At 37.0% G+C, this 16,731-nt stretch carries 15 protein-coding genes and 4 tRNA genes; 6 read left to right on the plus strand and 13 right to left on the minus strand.

From position 1 onward, the window contains the following. From FBQ94_RS15655 to aroC, 6 genes are all read right to left on the minus strand, one after another. Positions 1 to 99 (minus strand): GTP-binding protein (locus tag FBQ94_RS15655; RefSeq protein WP_285442251.1); only part of this gene is annotated, 99 nt, incomplete at its 3' end. Positions 100 to 175: 76 nt separating this feature from the next. Further along, positions 176 to 250: transfer RNA gene (locus tag FBQ94_RS15660), tRNA-Thr, on the minus strand. Between the two features lie 117 nt (positions 251 to 367). Then, a tRNA-Gly gene (locus FBQ94_RS15665) sits at positions 368 to 438 on the minus strand. Between the two features lie 43 nt (positions 439 to 481). Then, positions 482 to 566 (minus strand) — tRNA-Tyr (locus tag FBQ94_RS15670). Positions 567 to 607: 41 nt separating this feature from the next. Then, positions 608 to 682: transfer RNA gene (locus FBQ94_RS15675), tRNA-Thr, on the minus strand. An 86-nt stretch (positions 683 to 768) separates the two neighbouring features. After that, complete coding sequence (aroC, locus tag FBQ94_RS15680) at positions 769 to 1,905, minus strand: chorismate synthase (protein WP_007221889.1); 1,137 nt, start codon at positions 1,903 to 1,905, stop codon at positions 769 to 771. A 117-nt stretch (positions 1,906 to 2,022) separates the two neighbouring features. Here aroC and FBQ94_RS15685 point away from each other — a divergent pair, with 117 nt between their 5' ends. The 4 genes from FBQ94_RS15685 (at position 2,023) to FBQ94_RS15700 (ending at position 6,110) form a co-directional block, all read left to right on the plus strand. After that, entirely contained in the window at positions 2,023 to 3,285 is a 1,263-nt protein-coding gene (locus FBQ94_RS15685) for an FtsX-like permease family protein (protein ID WP_285442250.1), read from the plus strand. Between the two features lie 248 nt (positions 3,286 to 3,533). Beyond that, entirely contained in the window at positions 3,534 to 4,358 is an 825-nt protein-coding gene (locus FBQ94_RS15690) for a tetratricopeptide repeat protein (protein WP_007221887.1), read from the plus strand. Between the two features lie 6 nt (positions 4,359 to 4,364). Next, the gene (locus tag FBQ94_RS15695; RefSeq protein WP_007221886.1) at positions 4,365 to 5,264 is read left to right on the plus strand and encodes a phosphoribosylaminoimidazolesuccinocarboxamide synthase; all 900 of its coding nucleotides are present in this window, start codon (positions 4,365 to 4,367) and stop codon (positions 5,262 to 5,264) included. Between the two features lie 27 nt (positions 5,265 to 5,291). Next, a complete protein-coding gene (locus tag FBQ94_RS15700; protein ID WP_007221885.1) occupies positions 5,292 to 6,110 on the plus strand; it encodes an inositol monophosphatase family protein in 819 nt (272 codons plus the stop codon). 121 nt (positions 6,111 to 6,231) lie between these two features. Here the strand turns inward: FBQ94_RS15700 and FBQ94_RS15705 are convergent, their stop codons facing one another. Both FBQ94_RS15705 and FBQ94_RS15710 read right to left on the minus strand, forming a co-directional pair. After that, positions 6,232 to 6,879 (minus strand): endonuclease III domain-containing protein, encoded by a 648-nt coding sequence (locus FBQ94_RS15705; RefSeq protein WP_007221884.1) that lies wholly within the window; start codon positions 6,877 to 6,879, stop codon positions 6,232 to 6,234. 135 nt (positions 6,880 to 7,014) lie between these two features. Beyond that, positions 7,015 to 7,704, minus strand: coding sequence for an MIP/aquaporin family protein (locus FBQ94_RS15710; protein WP_007221883.1), 690 nt, complete (start codon positions 7,702 to 7,704; stop codon positions 7,015 to 7,017). A gap of 689 nt (positions 7,705 to 8,393) precedes the next feature. Between FBQ94_RS15710 and pssA the strand changes: the two genes are divergently transcribed. Continuing rightward, on the plus strand, positions 8,394 to 9,128 hold the full coding sequence (gene pssA / locus FBQ94_RS15715; RefSeq protein ID WP_007221882.1) for a CDP-diacylglycerol--serine O-phosphatidyltransferase: 735 nt from the start codon (positions 8,394 to 8,396) through the stop codon (positions 9,126 to 9,128). A 61-nt stretch (positions 9,129 to 9,189) separates the two neighbouring features. On the opposite strand, the gene purM is transcribed toward pssA, so the two are convergent. The 5 genes from purM to purF form a co-directional block, all read right to left on the minus strand. Continuing rightward, positions 9,190 to 10,257, minus strand: a complete 1,068-nt coding sequence (purM, locus tag FBQ94_RS15720; RefSeq protein WP_007221881.1) for a phosphoribosylformylglycinamidine cyclo-ligase — start codon at positions 10,255 to 10,257, stop codon at positions 9,190 to 9,192. Between the two features lie 178 nt (positions 10,258 to 10,435). After that, positions 10,436 to 11,488, minus strand: a complete 1,053-nt coding sequence (locus tag FBQ94_RS15725) for a glycosyltransferase family 2 protein (RefSeq protein ID WP_007221880.1) — start codon at positions 11,486 to 11,488, stop codon at positions 10,436 to 10,438. Between the two features lie 17 nt (positions 11,489 to 11,505). Further along, on the minus strand, positions 11,506 to 12,927 hold the full coding sequence (locus FBQ94_RS15730; RefSeq protein ID WP_007221879.1) for a B12-binding domain-containing radical SAM protein: 1,422 nt from the start codon (positions 12,925 to 12,927) through the stop codon (positions 11,506 to 11,508). 85 nt (positions 12,928 to 13,012) lie between these two features. Continuing rightward, positions 13,013 to 14,014, minus strand: a complete 1,002-nt coding sequence (locus FBQ94_RS15735; RefSeq protein WP_007221878.1) for a radical SAM/SPASM domain-containing protein — start codon at positions 14,012 to 14,014, stop codon at positions 13,013 to 13,015. Between the two features lies 1 nt (position 14,015). Next, positions 14,016 to 15,434 carry an amidophosphoribosyltransferase gene (gene purF, locus FBQ94_RS15740; RefSeq protein ID WP_007221877.1) on the minus strand — a complete coding sequence of 473 codons (1,419 nt, stop codon included), beginning with the start codon at positions 15,432 to 15,434 and terminating at the stop codon, positions 14,016 to 14,018. A gap of 413 nt (positions 15,435 to 15,847) precedes the next feature. Between purF and thiE the strand changes: the two genes are divergently transcribed. Beyond that, positions 15,848 to 16,543 (plus strand): thiamine phosphate synthase, encoded by a 696-nt coding sequence (gene thiE, locus FBQ94_RS15745; RefSeq protein WP_007221876.1) that lies wholly within the window; start codon positions 15,848 to 15,850, stop codon positions 16,541 to 16,543. The last annotated feature ends 188 nt before the right edge of the window (positions 16,544 to 16,731 follow it).

Consider the following 16,731-nt stretch of genomic DNA (forward strand, 5'->3'; position numbering starts at 1 on the left):
CGTAATTACCGACGTCAACGTCGTCTTACCATGATCAACATGCCCTATCGTACCTACATTCACATGCGGCTTCGTCCGCTTAAATACTTCCTTCCCCATTTAACCCCCACTCCTCTTATTCATACCATTATACATTTGCTATCGTGTATATACTTTCGAAACTCTGATAATTTTCTGGAGCTGCTGATGGGATTTGAACCCATGACCTCGTCCTTACCAAGGACGTGCTCCACCACTGAGCTACAGCAGCAAAAACATAACATCGTAAGAATATGCCGACAATTAACTAAATTTTTCCAATCCGTTTATTGTAGCACAAAAAACACAAATGTCAAATATTAATATATATTTATTTATCTTTAACAAGAGCGGGCGATGGGAATCGAACCCACATGGCTAGCTTGGAAGGCTAGAGCTCTACCATTGAGCTACGCCCGCATTAAAATCAATACTATTTTTCAATAATTAAAACAGGCATGAATGGTGGGTGGAGGAGGATTCGAACCTCCGAAGGCTATGCCAACAGATTTACAGTCTGTCCCCTTTGGCCACTCGGGAATCCACCCATAATTTCTTTTACTTATCTCTTCGCCTATAAACTAATTCCTGGAGCTAGCGGTGGGACTCGAACCCACAACCTGCGGTTTACAAAACCGCTGCTCCGCCATTGAGCTACGCTAGCATCAACATAAAAATTGCAGAAAAATTTATATTATCAAAACATAAAAATTATTCAAGTAAAATTTGCAACCTATTGTAAATTAAATGTCACATATTAAAAAGATACCCTTCATAATTACGCTTAACCTCATCTAAACTATCTCCGCCAAACTTTTCTAAGAATGCCCTTGCAATTTCAAAAGTAACCATCCCCTCACAAACAACAGATGCAGCAGGTACTGCACATACATCTGACCTTTCATATGAAGCCTCTATAGGTTCTTTTGTTATTAAATCCACAGATCTCAAGGGTTTTTTCAATGTTGGAATAGGTTTCATATATGCTCTTGCCACAATCGGTTCCCCATTGCTAATACCGCCTTCTATTCCTCCCGCATTATTTGTATGCCTCTTAAATCCACCTGTTAATAGGCTCCTTTTTGTAGACTTTTTATAAAAAATCTCATCGTGCACCTCTGAGCCGTATTTATTAGACGCATTATATCCGAGACCAAATTCAACGCCCTTAATTGCTTGAATTGACATTAAAGCATAAGCAAGCCTTGCATCTAATTTTAAATCCCATTGGGTATGGTTACCCAATCCTATTGGTAATCCATATACAATTACTTCAATAATACCCCCCAGAGAATCTCCTTTTTCTGATGTTTGTTTAATCTTTTCAATAATTCTTGCTTCAATATCCTGATCAATGCAATATAATTTACTCTTTTCACGATTTTTCTTTCCAACATCTAAATCTTTAAGAATTTTATCTGAGTTAATACCACCAATTCCTTTCACATAACCAAACACTTCTATTCCGAATTGGGAAAGCAAAATCTTTATCAGTGCACCAGCCGCTACCCTTGCAGCCGTTTCCCGAGCACTAGCTCGTTCTAATATATCTCGCGCATCTTTTTGATTGTATTTTATAGCGCCCGCCAGGTCAGCATGGCCGGGACGGGGTTTCGTAACGGCTGGGAGCTCATCAATTTTATAATCACTATTTTTTATCATTAAACAAATGGGGCTTCCCAGAGATCTGTTATTTCTAATACCGGAAAGAATTTCTACACGGTCTTCCTCTATCTGCATCCTCCCGCCTCTACCCAACCCACCTTGCCTTCGCTTCATTTCTTTATTTAGAAATGCTTCATCAATCAATACACCAGCGGGAAATCCCTCGATAATTGTGATTAGACATTTTCCATGAGATTCCCCTGCAGTTTTAAAATAAAGCATTCCTCATCTCCTAAATTGACAAGTTTATTATTTAATTGCCTAAAATAATTTAGTTGTGCTAGAATCGTAGAATTATATATTTAACACCGTAAAATAACAATGTAAAATTGAATGCTTATGTATAAACTTTTTATTAGTTTACGCTATTTACGTAATAGAAAGATATCATTTTTTGCTGTAGCTGGAGTTGCTGTAGGAGTAATGACATTGATCGTTGTTCTTTCGGTAATGAATGGATTCGATCGGGAACTCCGTAATAGAATAAGAGGAACTCTAGCACATATTATTGTTTCGAAAGGTGGCATGTATGGACTTGAGAATTATAAACAAGTCGTTGAAAAAATAAAAGCTTTTGACCATGTCATCGCCTGTGCACCCTACATCGAGGGTCCGGCACTTATTAAGTTGAGAGGGAGAAAGGAATTTGTCTATTTCAAAGGAATAGACCCAAACGCAGAGGCTTGTGTAAGTGATTTTGAGTCGTATATTGCCCCCTTTGGAAATCAACCTGGCGATTTATTAAAGACACATGGAGAAAAGAACACTGCAAGCGCCTTTGGGGGTACTGAACTTTTAAGGACAGGATCGGGAGAGCCCGAAAAATTCCCTCAAAGCTTTATTCAAAATGGAGAACAAATCGTATTAGTTACCCTTAAAGAATGGGACAAAATCAGCGTAAAACCATTTATTATTACAGGAAAATTTAAATCAGGGATGTATGATTTTGATAAAAATTATATATATATTCCCCTCGCCACAGCTCAAGAACTTGTAGGCTCAAAAGAAGAAAATGCCGTCACTGGAATTAGTGTAAAATTAGATAATTATCGCTACGCTAACGAAATACGGGATAAACTACAAATGGTATTAGGTTTTGAGTATTATGTCCAAACCTGGGAAGATGCAAGAAAAACCTTTTTAACAGCCGTAATGATGGAAAGACGTGTAATGGCATTTATTTTATTTTTTATTGTTGTGGTAGCTGGATTTAATATTCTTGCCATCCTAACAATGATTGTCCTTGAAAAATCTAAAGATATTGGTATCTTGAAAGCTTTAGGAGCAACTACGCAAGGTATTATGTCTATATTTCTTTTAAATGGATTACTCATTAGTAGTATCGGTACCAGTATTGGTGTTGCTATTGGCTTATTTGTCATCTTTAGAATAAATTGGTTAGAAAAATTCTTATATACTATCTCTGGTTGGAGACCGTTTCCACCAGAGGTATATTATTTTAACCAGATACCCACGGAAGTAAATGCCCTTAGTATAGTACTCATTGCAGGTATTGCTATATTGAGTGGTGTAATATTTAGTATTTATCCTGCTTTACGAGCTGCACGGCTTGACCCGGTGGAGACACTACGCTATGAGTAATCTCTTAGCATCGATTTTCACGAAATCTATTGACAGCCTACAAAATGGCTGTTAGCATTAATTTTCTGTTCAATATCATTTTTATCTTGTAGAAATACCTGTGAGGAATTGCCTTGCAAAATAGAAAAGGTATAACTAATTTTCTTACAATGATTACCCTTGGTAAATGTGGTAATTCGCTATTACCTAGTTACCGGCAGATATTTTTACTGTAAAACACTTATCTTATTTTATTAAGAATTACAACCGTGGTAAATTATTACGATATTCTTGAAGTACACCATGAAGTAAGTGAAGAAGAGATTAAACGCTCATTTCGAACACTTATCAAAAAATATCATCCGGATATTCATGGTCAAAACAAACTGTGGGCAGAATCAAAGACGAAGACTATTATCCAGGCGTATAAAATTCTGTCTGATTCAACGGCTCGAGAACAATATGACAGGCTGTATAAGCATCACCTGCAAACCTACAAGACAACACGAATCTATAAAAAAGAGGAAAAAAATTCAAAAACTGATACAAGTATCCGGACACAGGCGCACACTATCTTTATCGACCTTTTAAACGGCCGTATGCGGAATGCAGTTGAAAGATATGAACATCTCTCAGAAGAATATGTAAATATTGATTTTCTTTTGCATTTAAATCATCGGGATTATGTTGATTGCAAATTCTTATTAGCTGAAGCTTATGAGAAATTAGGAAAGTATGAAATCTGTATTGAATTTTACGAATTTATACTTGAACGAGGAAGAGACAGCACGCATCGTCATCATTTACTTGCTGAAATTAAAGAGCGAATCAGGAATATCTATTGTCGTAAACTCGCAAAATGTGCACCTCCAGAAAAAGCATTGATTATTTACGAAAAGGTGCTAAAACTCAAGCTATACAAGAACGAGAATGCCTTTATTTACAAAAAAATGGCTGAATGCTATATCAAATTAAAAGAATATGAAAATGCTTTAAAATATCTTAATATTGCCCTGTCGTTAAAACCTAACCTTCAAGGTGCAAATAAACTTAAAACAAAACTGAAACAACATAACCCAAACTTTGCTATGTAATATATTATGAATAACCATCCTCTGCTTACTACTCAAATCTCAGAACTCAAATTACACAGCCGTGGTAAAGTACGTGATATTTACGAAATTAATGACTATTTGTTAATCGTCACCACAGATCGCATCTCGGCCTTTGATGTAGTTCTTTCAGATGGTATCCCATTCAAAGGAAAGGTACTCACAGGCCTTTCTGAATTCTGGTTTAACTATACTTCTGATTGCATTGAGAACCACCTTATAACTACCCAAATCGAGAAAATGGGCAGCAACATCATCGCACAACATAAAAATATTCTGCAAGGTCGCTCCATGTTGGTAAAGAAAGTCAAGGTCTTTCCGGTAGAATGTATAATTCGCGGCTATTTAGCAGGTTCTGGCTGGAAGGAGTATCAAAGCACCCAATCAATTTGCGGAATAAAATTGCCTCCGGGACTTAAAGAGTCGGATAAGCTCCCGGAACCCATCTTTACCCCTTCAAGCAAAGCAACAACAGGACATGATGAAAATATCCCTTTTTCAAGGGTTGTAGATTTGATTGGTAAAAAGCAAGCCGAAGAATTGAAGGATAAAAGCATGGAGGTTTATCTTAAGGCAAACCGCTATGCAACAGGCAGAGGTATTATCATCTGCGATACCAAGTTTGAATGGGGTATTACTCAGAATAACAGGACAATACTTATTGATGAGGTACTCACACCTGATTCTTCGCGCTTTTGGCCACTAGAAGGCTATAAACCTGGGAAACCACAACCATCCTATGATAAACAATTTATCCGGGATTATCTCGAAAACCTCCAATGGAACAAGAAACCACCAGCGCCAACACTTCCTCCGGATATTATCCAAAAAACTTCAGAAAAATATCTCAGTGCTTATAAGGCACTTACGGGTAAAGTTCTTACTTAAAACACCTTCGTCATAAAGACAGCAAAAATGATACAAAATCCAAATGATGTAGATAACTATCTCGATATTGCAAGAGAGGCTGCTCTCCAGGCTGGTATTATTTTAAAGGAACACTTTGGGAAGCTGTGCCCCTCCATGATTGATGAAAAAGCCAAGAATGATTTTGTAACTGATGTAGATAAGAGATCTGAAGAACTTATCAAAACTATTATTAAATCTCATTTTAACAATCATGACTTTCTTGCAGAAGAATCATCAGCAGAAGGACACTCCCGTTCCTCCCCTTTCTTATGGATTATAGATCCACTAGATGGCACTTCAAACTATATCCATGGCCTTCCGAGTTTCGCCGTCTCTATTGCTCTGGAAATTGAAGGAGAATTAACGGTTGGGCTTATTTACGAACCCCTGAGAGAAATTATCTATTCTGCCATTAAAAAACGGGGGGCATTTAAAAATAACAGACGTATGAATATCTCCCATCCCAAAATCTTACATAATTCCCTGATTGCAACGGGTTTTCCTTTTCGGATAAAGGATTTTATAGATGCTTACCTTAAATCGTTTAGAGAGTTATTTATGCATGCTTCCGGCATCAGAAGAGGCGGTTCTGCTTGTCTTGATCTTGCATACACAGCAGAAGGCATCTTTGGTGGTTTCTTCGAATGTGCTTTATCACCATGGGACATGGCAGCAGGAGCCCTTTTGGTCGAAGAGGCAGGTGGTATGGTTACAGACTTTAATGGGAGTAACCAGTATCTGAAAACTGGTAACATCATCGCTGCTAATAAAGGTGTTCACGATGATATGCTAAAGATTATCCAAAAAACCTTTAAGAATTCATAAACCATTTTCATAAGATCATTGTTCCCTTACTATCTAATCAGCAAGAACGGGAATTGATTCGTGTCTTGAAGAATTAAACATTCTCAGGTACCATCTCATAGCAGGGATAGTACAATAACCGTTAACGATGCCTTGTCACACCTACTTTTTGGCAATACATATTAACAGGACAAAAGCTGCATTTGGGAGAGATTGGTACGCAGATGTTTTGGCCAAATGTAACAAGAAGATCATTGATGATAAGCCAATATTCTTTTGGAAGTTTTTCACGAAGCGCAAATTCGGTTTCCTTCGGATTTTTTGTTTTAACATACCCCCATCGGTTAGTAATCCGATGAACATGGGTATCCACACAAATACCAGGTTTTTTATACCCCAAGGTTACTACTAAATTCGCAGTCTTACGTCCCACTCCACTCAATTTCAATAACTCATCAATTTCGTCTGGCACTTTACCCCTGTATGTTTTTACCAACTCCTTGCAAATCTCTTTAATATTCTTTGCCTTTACCCGATAGAACCCTACGGGATAGATAAGCTTCTCTAGTTTCTCCGTGGGAATTTCTGCCATATCTTTAGGGGTATTAACCACAGCAAAGAGCCGATGAGAGGCCTCATGAGTAGTCTTGTCCTTTGTCCTAAGGCTTAAAATACATGAGATCAAGACATGAAATGGAGTTCGTTCTTTAGAAATGACTGTAACAACCGGTACGTTAAACTTTTTATTTTCCCGCTCAATAAGCTTCAGCACAGTATCAATATCAAACATAAATCGAACTCTCAATAAAAACGGCAACATGTAAGGTACATCTTACACGTTGCCGCTTAATTTTTTAAGCTAACAGGGTGTGTTTTCACATAACTTTATCAGCTATGAATAAATTGTATCCTGCTTTAATTGCAATTATGATTTTTTGCTGTCAGCAAAGAGTTTATCGTAGACAAAACCTGCCACAATCCCTCCTAATATTGGACCGATCCACCATACATAATGATGAGTAAACTGACCTGAGGCAATAGCCGGACCAAAGACACGAGCGGGATTCATTGCACCGCCACTAATTATACCACCAATCATTGCTCCGAAGAGTATTACCAATCCTATGGCTACTCCTGCAAATCCAGCAGAAGCCCTTTTGTCCACAAGTGTCCCATAAATAGTAAATATCAAAAGGAAACTGATAATGAATTCCATGAGTATCCCACGCGCGATAGAAACTCCTGGCGCTAACATACATGTTCCTAAATATACGGTTTTAACTGCATCGGGAAAAAGGGTTTTTAGTGCAAGTCCTGCTAATGTTGCGCCAGCTATTTGGGAAATTATATACATGATTGCAGTATTAGGATCCATCCTTTTCGTAATCCAGAAGGATATAGTAACAGCAGGATTAACATGAGAACCAGAAACATAACTCGTGGCATAAATAACGGCAGTTACTACTACACCAAATGCTATAGAAATACCTAAAAGACCCAGTCCTTGCCCACCTGCCTGCCTTAAATAAAAATCGGCGCATACAGAACCAGCCGCAATAAATACCAATGCAAATGTTCCAACTAGCTCGGCTATATACTTTTTGTACGCATTCATTCTTTTTCTCCCGTATATTTAACTAAAGTTTCTTTTCAGACTTAGCAAGAACATGATAATTTATTGAAATTATTTACACCTACTCAAGATCTTATTCACAAAATATCATATACTATTCGATCTGGAATTGCCTAATCCTTTTTTAAAATATATCTTCAATATCTTTTAAAGTGTCTCTTCCCAGAAATTTACAAGTTTACTTAACCATAAAGAAGATATAAATTTGTAACAAGCTAACACAATCAAATAACACTGTCAAGTAAAAAGGCTCTAAAAGTCAAGGTTATTTTTAGTACCAAATGCAGTATTTTTTAAATACGATATACTCCTTAATTTTGTTAACTGTAGACTATTTATTACATACTTTTATTTTAACCAAATTACACTACCTAATCACTTATAAGCATTTCTTTACCGCAGTAATTATATTTGATAAGTGCAGTAAATATACTGCAATTTATAGAGATTATAGTAATCTATCAATATTTTGTCTGATTTTATCTTTTTTATAAATATAATTATACCAAGTATTTAAAGAATTAATTATAAATTAGGTTTATTATCACAGCAAGGCACTGTTTTTGTTAAGTAGTCTGCGGGAAAGATCACAAAGTTTATAGAAAGAATTTTTTCGCCATTTTGTTTACTGCACTATGTATTATTTTTCTGACTTCTCCAGGAGATTTGTAGTGAAAATAAAAGAAATACTACCTACTTTAGTAACTATGGGAAATATAATATGTGGATTTATTTCAATCTTGTGCATTTTGAACCAGAGATTTGAAATAGCAGCATGGTTGATTATAGCAGCTATGGCATTAGACGCCTTCGATGGAAGATTAGCGCGTATGATGAAAAGTACGAGCAAGACAGGCGCCCAGTTAGATTCTATGGCAGATTTAGTAACTTTTGGTATTGCACCTGCCATACTTATGATACAAATATGCATTGATTACACTCATATCATACTATGGAGTATTGGATTATTTTTTATGATGTGTGCCGCTTTCCGATTAGCAAGATTTAACGCTCAAAAAGATGAAGGAGCAAATATACCGAGGCATTTCTTCACTGGATTGCCCAGTACACTTTCAGGGGGAACGGTTGCACAACTTATTATTCTGGATCATTTTATACAAACGAGATTTGGAACAGATATTGTTATAACACTTTTACCCTTTGTAACTTTTGCACTTGGTATATTTATGGTTAGTAAAATTCCCTTTTTCAATATCACGGGTAAGATTGGCATTAAACAGGGTATTTTGGCTATGGTATTAGAATTTTCTGCAGCAATCTTATTTTTCGTGATTACTCCTGAACTAGCATTATCTACGACATTGAGCTGCTATTTAATAATTTGTGCAATGTATGGCGTGGTAAAAGGCAAACAACTCAGAAGAAATGAATACTCAACAACGTAGCGGTCCATTATTCAATGATATATACAGTAGTCAGAAATTAATAATTATAAACAAAATTCTCTCATATGATATGTATAATTTTATCTCCTTTCACAATCTCACCGATAATTGTTCCCGTTTCTTTTGAAATATTAAAATCACGTAAGACAGATTCCACTTCTGATTTGGATACAATTAGCACCATACCAATACCCATATTAAATACATGAAACATTTCTTCGTCTTTAATCTTACCTAAATCTTGTATGATGCTAAATATCTTTGGAACACTCCATTTAGCTCTTTCCAACTTAACAGCACAACCATCAGGCAAGATACGAGGTATGTTCTCCAAAAGTCCACCACCGGTAATATGCGCCATTCCTTTTATAATCTTTTTTGTCTTATGCTTATCTAGAATCTTTAGAATAGGCTCCACATAAATTCTGGTCGGCGTCAGCAATTCTTCTCCCAACGTTGTCTTTAATCCATATTTAGTAAGCCTTTGGGTTATCTTCATCTTCGCTTTATCAAAAAAAACTTTTCTTGCAAGAGAGAATCCATTACTATGGACACCACTTGAGCTCAAACCAATAACTACATCTCCCGGTTTTATTGTTTTACCATCGATAATTCGATCCTTTTCAACAACGCCTACTACAAAGCCTGCAATATCATATTCTCCCTCATGATAGAACCCTGGCATTTCCGGGGTTTCACCACCGATAAGTGCACAACCTGCCTGACGACACCCCTCTACAATACCATCTAATACCTCATGGAAAACCTTCGGTACAATCCTGCTGCTAGCCAAATAGTCTAGCAAAAAGAGCGGTTCCGCCCCTAAAACCACAATATCATTAACACACATAGCAACAAGGTCAATTCCAATGGTACTGTGTTTCTTCATCATAAAGGCAATTTTTAGTTTCGTGCCTACGCCGTCTGTCGAGGAAACAAGCACCGGCTGACGATATTTTTTGGTGCGTGAATTTAAAGCAAACAAACCACCAAACCCATCAGGATTCTCAATTACCTGTGAACGGAAGGTTGTTCGCATTTTCGTATAGATATCTGTCGTAAATTGACCTTTTGTATCAATATCAACACCTGCATCTTTATAGGTAAGTCCTTTTATTTTTTTTGCCATAAATATCCATAGCGCATGAAATCTTAAACGATTTCTTGCTCAAAATCCTCTATTTTATAGTAAGTTAAAAAGTTTTATGTCGTAATAGTAAATTGAAAGTTACAGAAAACTGGCGAGATAATCTACAATCCAAATACATCCTTTAAATTCCCAAAACTTCCCGGTACAAGCATTCCCTCTATACACTGATGTTCTTCTCTCTGTCCTTTGTACCTCGGCAATGTAATTCATCTTTCCATGTCGACTTTATCATTTCTCTATGGCCGTTACAAAATCCCCAATACATTCCATAGGTATAAGCAAACTCGCGAAATACAGGCAGGATTGCTAGTAAAGATAGTGTTTTAAAAAATTCACGATCACCATTTCTTAACATCACAATCATACCAAGTGGAATGAAAAAGACAGTTAATGTACTTAATAAAATAAAAAAAATTGAGCCAGGCACCAAATACACATTTATTCCGCAAGGTATCGTTACCCAAAACGCCAGAAGACTCATAAAAAGCGCCATAAATAGCAAAGGGCGCAGCCATAATCTTATATTATAGGGAACTTGCTTTTTAAATTTAAGACCCATTGCATATCCCCAATAAAACTTCCTTTTCCAAATATCTGTCCATGTATCGGGATATGTGGTATTTACCATATTATCAGGATCATACATAACCTTGCCTATCTCTTTCAATTTCCAGCCCAATTCGGAATCCTCATTCCACCAGGAACTCTCATTAAAACCGCCTGAATTGAGTAGGGTGCTTCTGTGGATAGCTGAATTTACACCGGATAATTTATTAGGAATAACTGATTTTTTAAACATCCCATTCAGTATTTGGTCCAAGATACTCACTGCATTCGCTAACGGTTTCTCCTTATTACGGGCTTGATAAGCTCCCCCTACCGCAACGACGCCTTGCTGTTTAAAATATGATTCAAACCTTTGTAACCAGTTAGGAGGTACAACAGTATCTGCATCTGTTGTAACAACAATATCACCTGTAGACCTTTGTAATCCTGAATTTAGGGCAGCAGCCCTCCCGCCATTTCTTTCCCTTCGTACTAAAATAATACCCCTGTTTAAAAATCTCTCAATAGTCTGAACGGTAAGATCAGTTGAGGCATCATCAATAACAATAATCTCCTTATTATCAGGAAGTACAATAAGGGAGTTTAAACAAGAAGCGATAGATTGCTCCTCATTGTAAGCAGGAACGAGGATAGAAAATTTCATGAGATAACTTTTTGTCTCTAAAAAAGCTTTTTAAGCATAGCTTTCAAAGAATCGAGAGAACCTAACCGCCGTACATTTTTTAACATAAAGCGCGGTGTCAGAAAAAATTTGAAGTTAGCACGACGTACAGCCTTTTCAAGGTCTGTCTTACTAAGATGAGAATAGGTAATATTAGCTTCTTTTGCCACATTAACAGGTCTATAATCACCATACACAAATAATTTATTCTCTTTGGCAATTTGATAAAATTCTGTACCAGGAAACGGATTTGCAATGTTATACATCACCTGATCTACCTTCAATCGCTTCACTTCTTCCATATTCTTTTGAATAGTAGCCGATGTCTCCATTGGCGATGCACCAAACATGATATTGATTTTGGCCGATATACCATATCTTTTTACCAGTTTAATAGCCTCTTCATTCTTTCTCACATCGATATCTTTCTTTATATAGTCTAATATTTCCTGATTAAAGGATTCAACACCAAGATCGATAAATTTGCAATGAGCTGATGCCATGGCACTCACAATCGCCTCATTCAGATGATCAGATCTCGCAGAACAGCCCCACACAATACCCAAATCTTGTATCCCTTCACAAATCTTAATTGTCCGCTCTTCACCCCACACGAACTGATCATCCTGGACATTCACAGCCTTGTAACCTTGTGATTTTAGCAGCTTAAACTCCTCGATAATATGTTCAGGGGATCTCTTTCTTACCGGTGGCTTCCTGGCTACATGGTGTTTATATTCGAGTTCCCTTGAGAAACTCAGGGAAGATGGAACACAGTAAATACATCGATACGAGCAACCCCTTGAGGTACAAACAGCCGTAAATGGACGCTCCCCTAATTTAGGATTATAGTAAATATCCCTCTCTTCCAGGAGATGTCTGGCTGGGAAAGGTAATACATCCAAATCTTCTATCGGTTCTCTATTTGTATTATGAACAATTTCGTTATTGTTTTTGAAGGATATACTTTGTATACCCTCAATACTCGATTTGGTCTCAAGTGCTCTTGCCAGTTCAAGCATTGTATGTTCAGGCTCACCCCTAACTGTATAGGTGTTTGTATCTACGACAAATTCTGCAGGTCTATCAGAGGGTGCAGGACCAAAAAAAATAACCGGTATATCTCTTCGTATATCACGAATATCCCTTAGCGCCTGAATATCCGTTTTTTGAGATAGATTGACAGCATAGAAGCAATATATATCGCTTAAATCTTCCTTCAAAAAATTCAGGAAATATTTTCGATCCCATTTCTTAACAGTACTCTCAACATATCTGATCTTATAACCTTCCTTTTCCAATACAGCAGCAGCACTGAGAAGGAAAATATTCGGAACGTAATAGAGCAGATAGGCACATCCCGAAACCCGTTCAGGAATCTTTCCATCAATAGGAGGTGGTATGAGAAAAGTAATCCTCATGGTCTAATCGTAAAAATGTTTCTCCATAACAAACCAACAACCATCTAATCGCTTAGCTGTTCATCCATATCAATTATGAATGGTTTTAATTTAAATGCCTCAACCTCAATGCATCGCACTTACCACATACTTCATCCTGATGCTTGCGAAAGTATTGCATATTCTCACTATGCCATATCTCGTTAATATTTTGTTTTACTATATTACCTACTTCATATCGCGGCAGATCACAGCACGGGGTTATCTTACCATCAATAGTAATATACAAGTAGTCATACGGTTTTGGACAGTACTTATCAAACCGATACATTATGGGACGTAATTGCTTATAGAGCAACCGAAGCAAACCATTGCTGAAAGCTGCATAGTTGTTATCGATCTGTAATCCATATTTTCTGGCTATCTCATCAACCTCTTCATAGATTTCTAATTCCTCTTTTAAATGAGGCCTTTTGAAGCTTTGCATACCAAAAGGTATATGTAATCGTACCAGAAATACACGATCAACTCCTATCTCCGCAGCAAATCTAACCGTCTTCAGGCATTGTTGTTTATTATGCATAGTTATTTGCACCGTGACAAGCGGTTTTTTTCTGGTATTCCGTAATCGGACAAGTAACTCTAGATTCTTTTGCACAATCTTATTATAGGGATGGCATTCTCCTGTTTCATTATATTCCTCCACACTATCTAAGGAGATAGTTAATTTGTCCAGCGATATCTCGATAAATTTTTCTACAAAGGAGGCCAGCAGCAAACCATTCGTTGTCACACCAACGCTATGTCCTTTACCTTTCGTATAAATAATCATATTTATCAACTCCGGATGTAGTAAGGGCTCACCCCATCCAGTAAGAGTAAGGTTGTAATGGTAAAAATTATTTTGCGTTAAATGATCAATAATTTTTGTAAAGAGGTTAAATGAAATGTCTTTTTCTGGCAGATGGAAGGATTCTCTGGGGCACATACCACACGTGTAATTACATCGATTGGTAATCTCAATCTGGATACGTTCTGGTTTTTGAGGAATACTATAAAAAATTCTGCCTAAGATGCCTTTTATGAGGTAGAAGCTGTTTGCAAACATATCAATTAACTTTACTAATCTCTCTTACAACTTCCCTTTCGACGAGTTTCTTCGTATTCTCTTCTATAGGAGTGGGATATCTGCTCGTAAAACAAGCATTACAGAAACGCTCTTGAGATTGTGTTGTACAGCTCATCATCGCATCTATACTCAAATAGCTCAAGCTCTCCACATTTAAAAACTTCCGTATCTCCTCTATAGTATGATGTGCAGCAATAAGCTCACCTTTATGTTGGAAATCAATCCCGTAATAACAGGGATAACGATGAGGAGGGCAGCTAATCTTCAAGTGAATTTCCTTCGCTCCCGCCCTTCGCAACAACCCGATTCTGGATTTCGATGTCGTTCCTCTTACAATGGAATCATCAATAACGATGACCCGTTTCCCTTCTACAGTCTCTCTTAAAGGATTTAACTTGAGTTCTACGACACGGTGTCTTCGTTCCTGTTCCGGCAATATGAACGTCCTGCCTACGTAATGATTACGGATAAACCCACGATCGATAGGTATCCCTGAGGCATGAGAATACCCGATTGCAGCAGAATTTCCTCCTTCAGGGACAGAAATTACTACATCAGCATCTACCGGGGACTCTTCCGCAAGTTTAGCTCCTAATCTTTTACGGAATAAATGTACACTCTCTCCATAGATCTTACTATCAGGTCTGGAAAAGTATATAAGTTCAAAAATACAAAAGGCAGGCTTAATTTGTCTTTGGGGACAATAATATTCACTCTGGATTCCATTCTTGCTAACATAGACCGCTTCCCCGGGGTTAATATCACGAATATATTCGGCGCCTACCTGATCCAGGGCGCAAGTCTCAGAGGCCATTACATAACCATGATTTAATTTTCCGAGGGCTAAAGGCTTAAAACCGTGAGGATCGCGAACCCCTACCATCTCATCCGGCGTTAAAAACAGAAGTGAAAAAGAACCATGCAATTGGCTTAACACCGGCGATAAGCTCTTTTGCATCATATGTAACGGTTTTGCCATAAGATGAACAATTACTTCTGTATCAGAGGTTGTATGGAATATGGAACCATTGGCCTCAAATTCTTCGCGTAATCTTTTTGCATTGGTTAATTGTCCATTGTGGGCAACGGCAACTTTTCCTTTGTAGTAATCAACTAATAATGGTTGTGCGTTACCAATGTTATTAGAACCAATTGTTGAATATCGAACATGACCTATAGCAACAGGATTTTTTAAGGACTTGAGCATATCTGGCTTGATAGCTTCACTTACCAAACCCATCCCTTTATGACAAATAATATCTTTTCCATTTGTTGAAGCAATTCCAGCGCTTTCTTCTCCACGATGTTGCAGGGAATACAAACCATAATAAACTCTCTCAGCAGCATCTTCACATCCATAAACTCCAATTAAACCGCAATGATCTTTTGCGTCTGACATTTCTCTATAACCTATCCTTCTTTAATAAATATTTAAGAATTATGTGATAATCCTTGTATCTATTTTCGTATAAAACTACAATAAAAAGAGGATAATTACCCAATATCCAGCAGGATCTATGAACTTATCACTATCCCTCCATCCCCTTATAGTGTAAAGAGGGATAGTTTCCGACCTATTTATAGAACGATTACTAAAACATATATATTTTTCTTACAAGATTATTTGAGACGAAAAAACCCATCGTGTGGAAATTTATCACCTGCTTCATACCAACTATAAAGTTCGGCATCACATTTTTATGCCCTTTTGTGATTTACAGGCTCATATAAGATTTGTTTTAATAATATTTGGCAGGAAAAATAACTACAACAATTATATCAAACATTAAATGAGAGTCAATACAATAATCAATGAACCAACAGCTAATAAAAACGACAATCAAACAAGATTTTTTGAGAGATTTTTCAGACATAAAACTCTATGTCATAATAAGTTCTAACCTTGTAAAGAAACCTGTGTTAACAACGTTGGAGGATGTTATTCAAGGCGGCGCAGATATTGTACAATTACGGGAAAAGACAATGCCTGACAGTACATTTCTTACTTTAGCCAAGGAGTTTAAGAAAATAACCTTTCAATCGAAAACTCTTTTTATTGTAAATGATCGAGCGGAGATTGCAAAAAAAGCAGATGCAGATGGATTGCATATTGGCCAATCTGATATAAACATCTCTGCTGCACGCAAGATTATTGGGTATAGCAAAATAGTAGGGATCTCTACCCATACTATCGTTCAGGCACGAGAGGCACAAAGAGAAGGTGCAGATTATATAAGCGTTGGGCCTATTTTTTACACAGGAACAAAAGATTATGAACCTCCTGTAGGTCTGGATTATTTAAAACAGGTAAAACGAGAAATTACTATCCCCTTTGTTGCTATTGGCGGTATTAATCTTGAAAATATCAATGATATATTAAACGCCGGGGGATCATGCCTTGCAATTTGTTCTGCAATTATTTGCAGTGATACTATTGTGCAGACAACACGCTCCTTTAAAACACAACTCATTCAATACTCATTATCTCTTAAGAGCAAACATTTGTAGAAAGAAGGTAAGAACAAATTTACTGGCAAATATGGCTCCTTTGGTTTGTCATATACTTTAATGGTATTTGAAAATATTTTCTGTTATTCCACATAAGTTGCGCATAAACCAGACAAAAATTGTGCTAACCAGCCATAGATAAGGGAAAGATGCCAGTCATGGCTGAGAGAGCCTGAAAAATCTTGTTC

The sequence above is a fragment of the Candidatus Jettenia sp. AMX1 genome (assembly GCF_030263775.1).
GTDB classification, from domain to species: Bacteria; Planctomycetota; Brocadiia; order Brocadiales; family Brocadiaceae; genus Jettenia; species Jettenia caeni.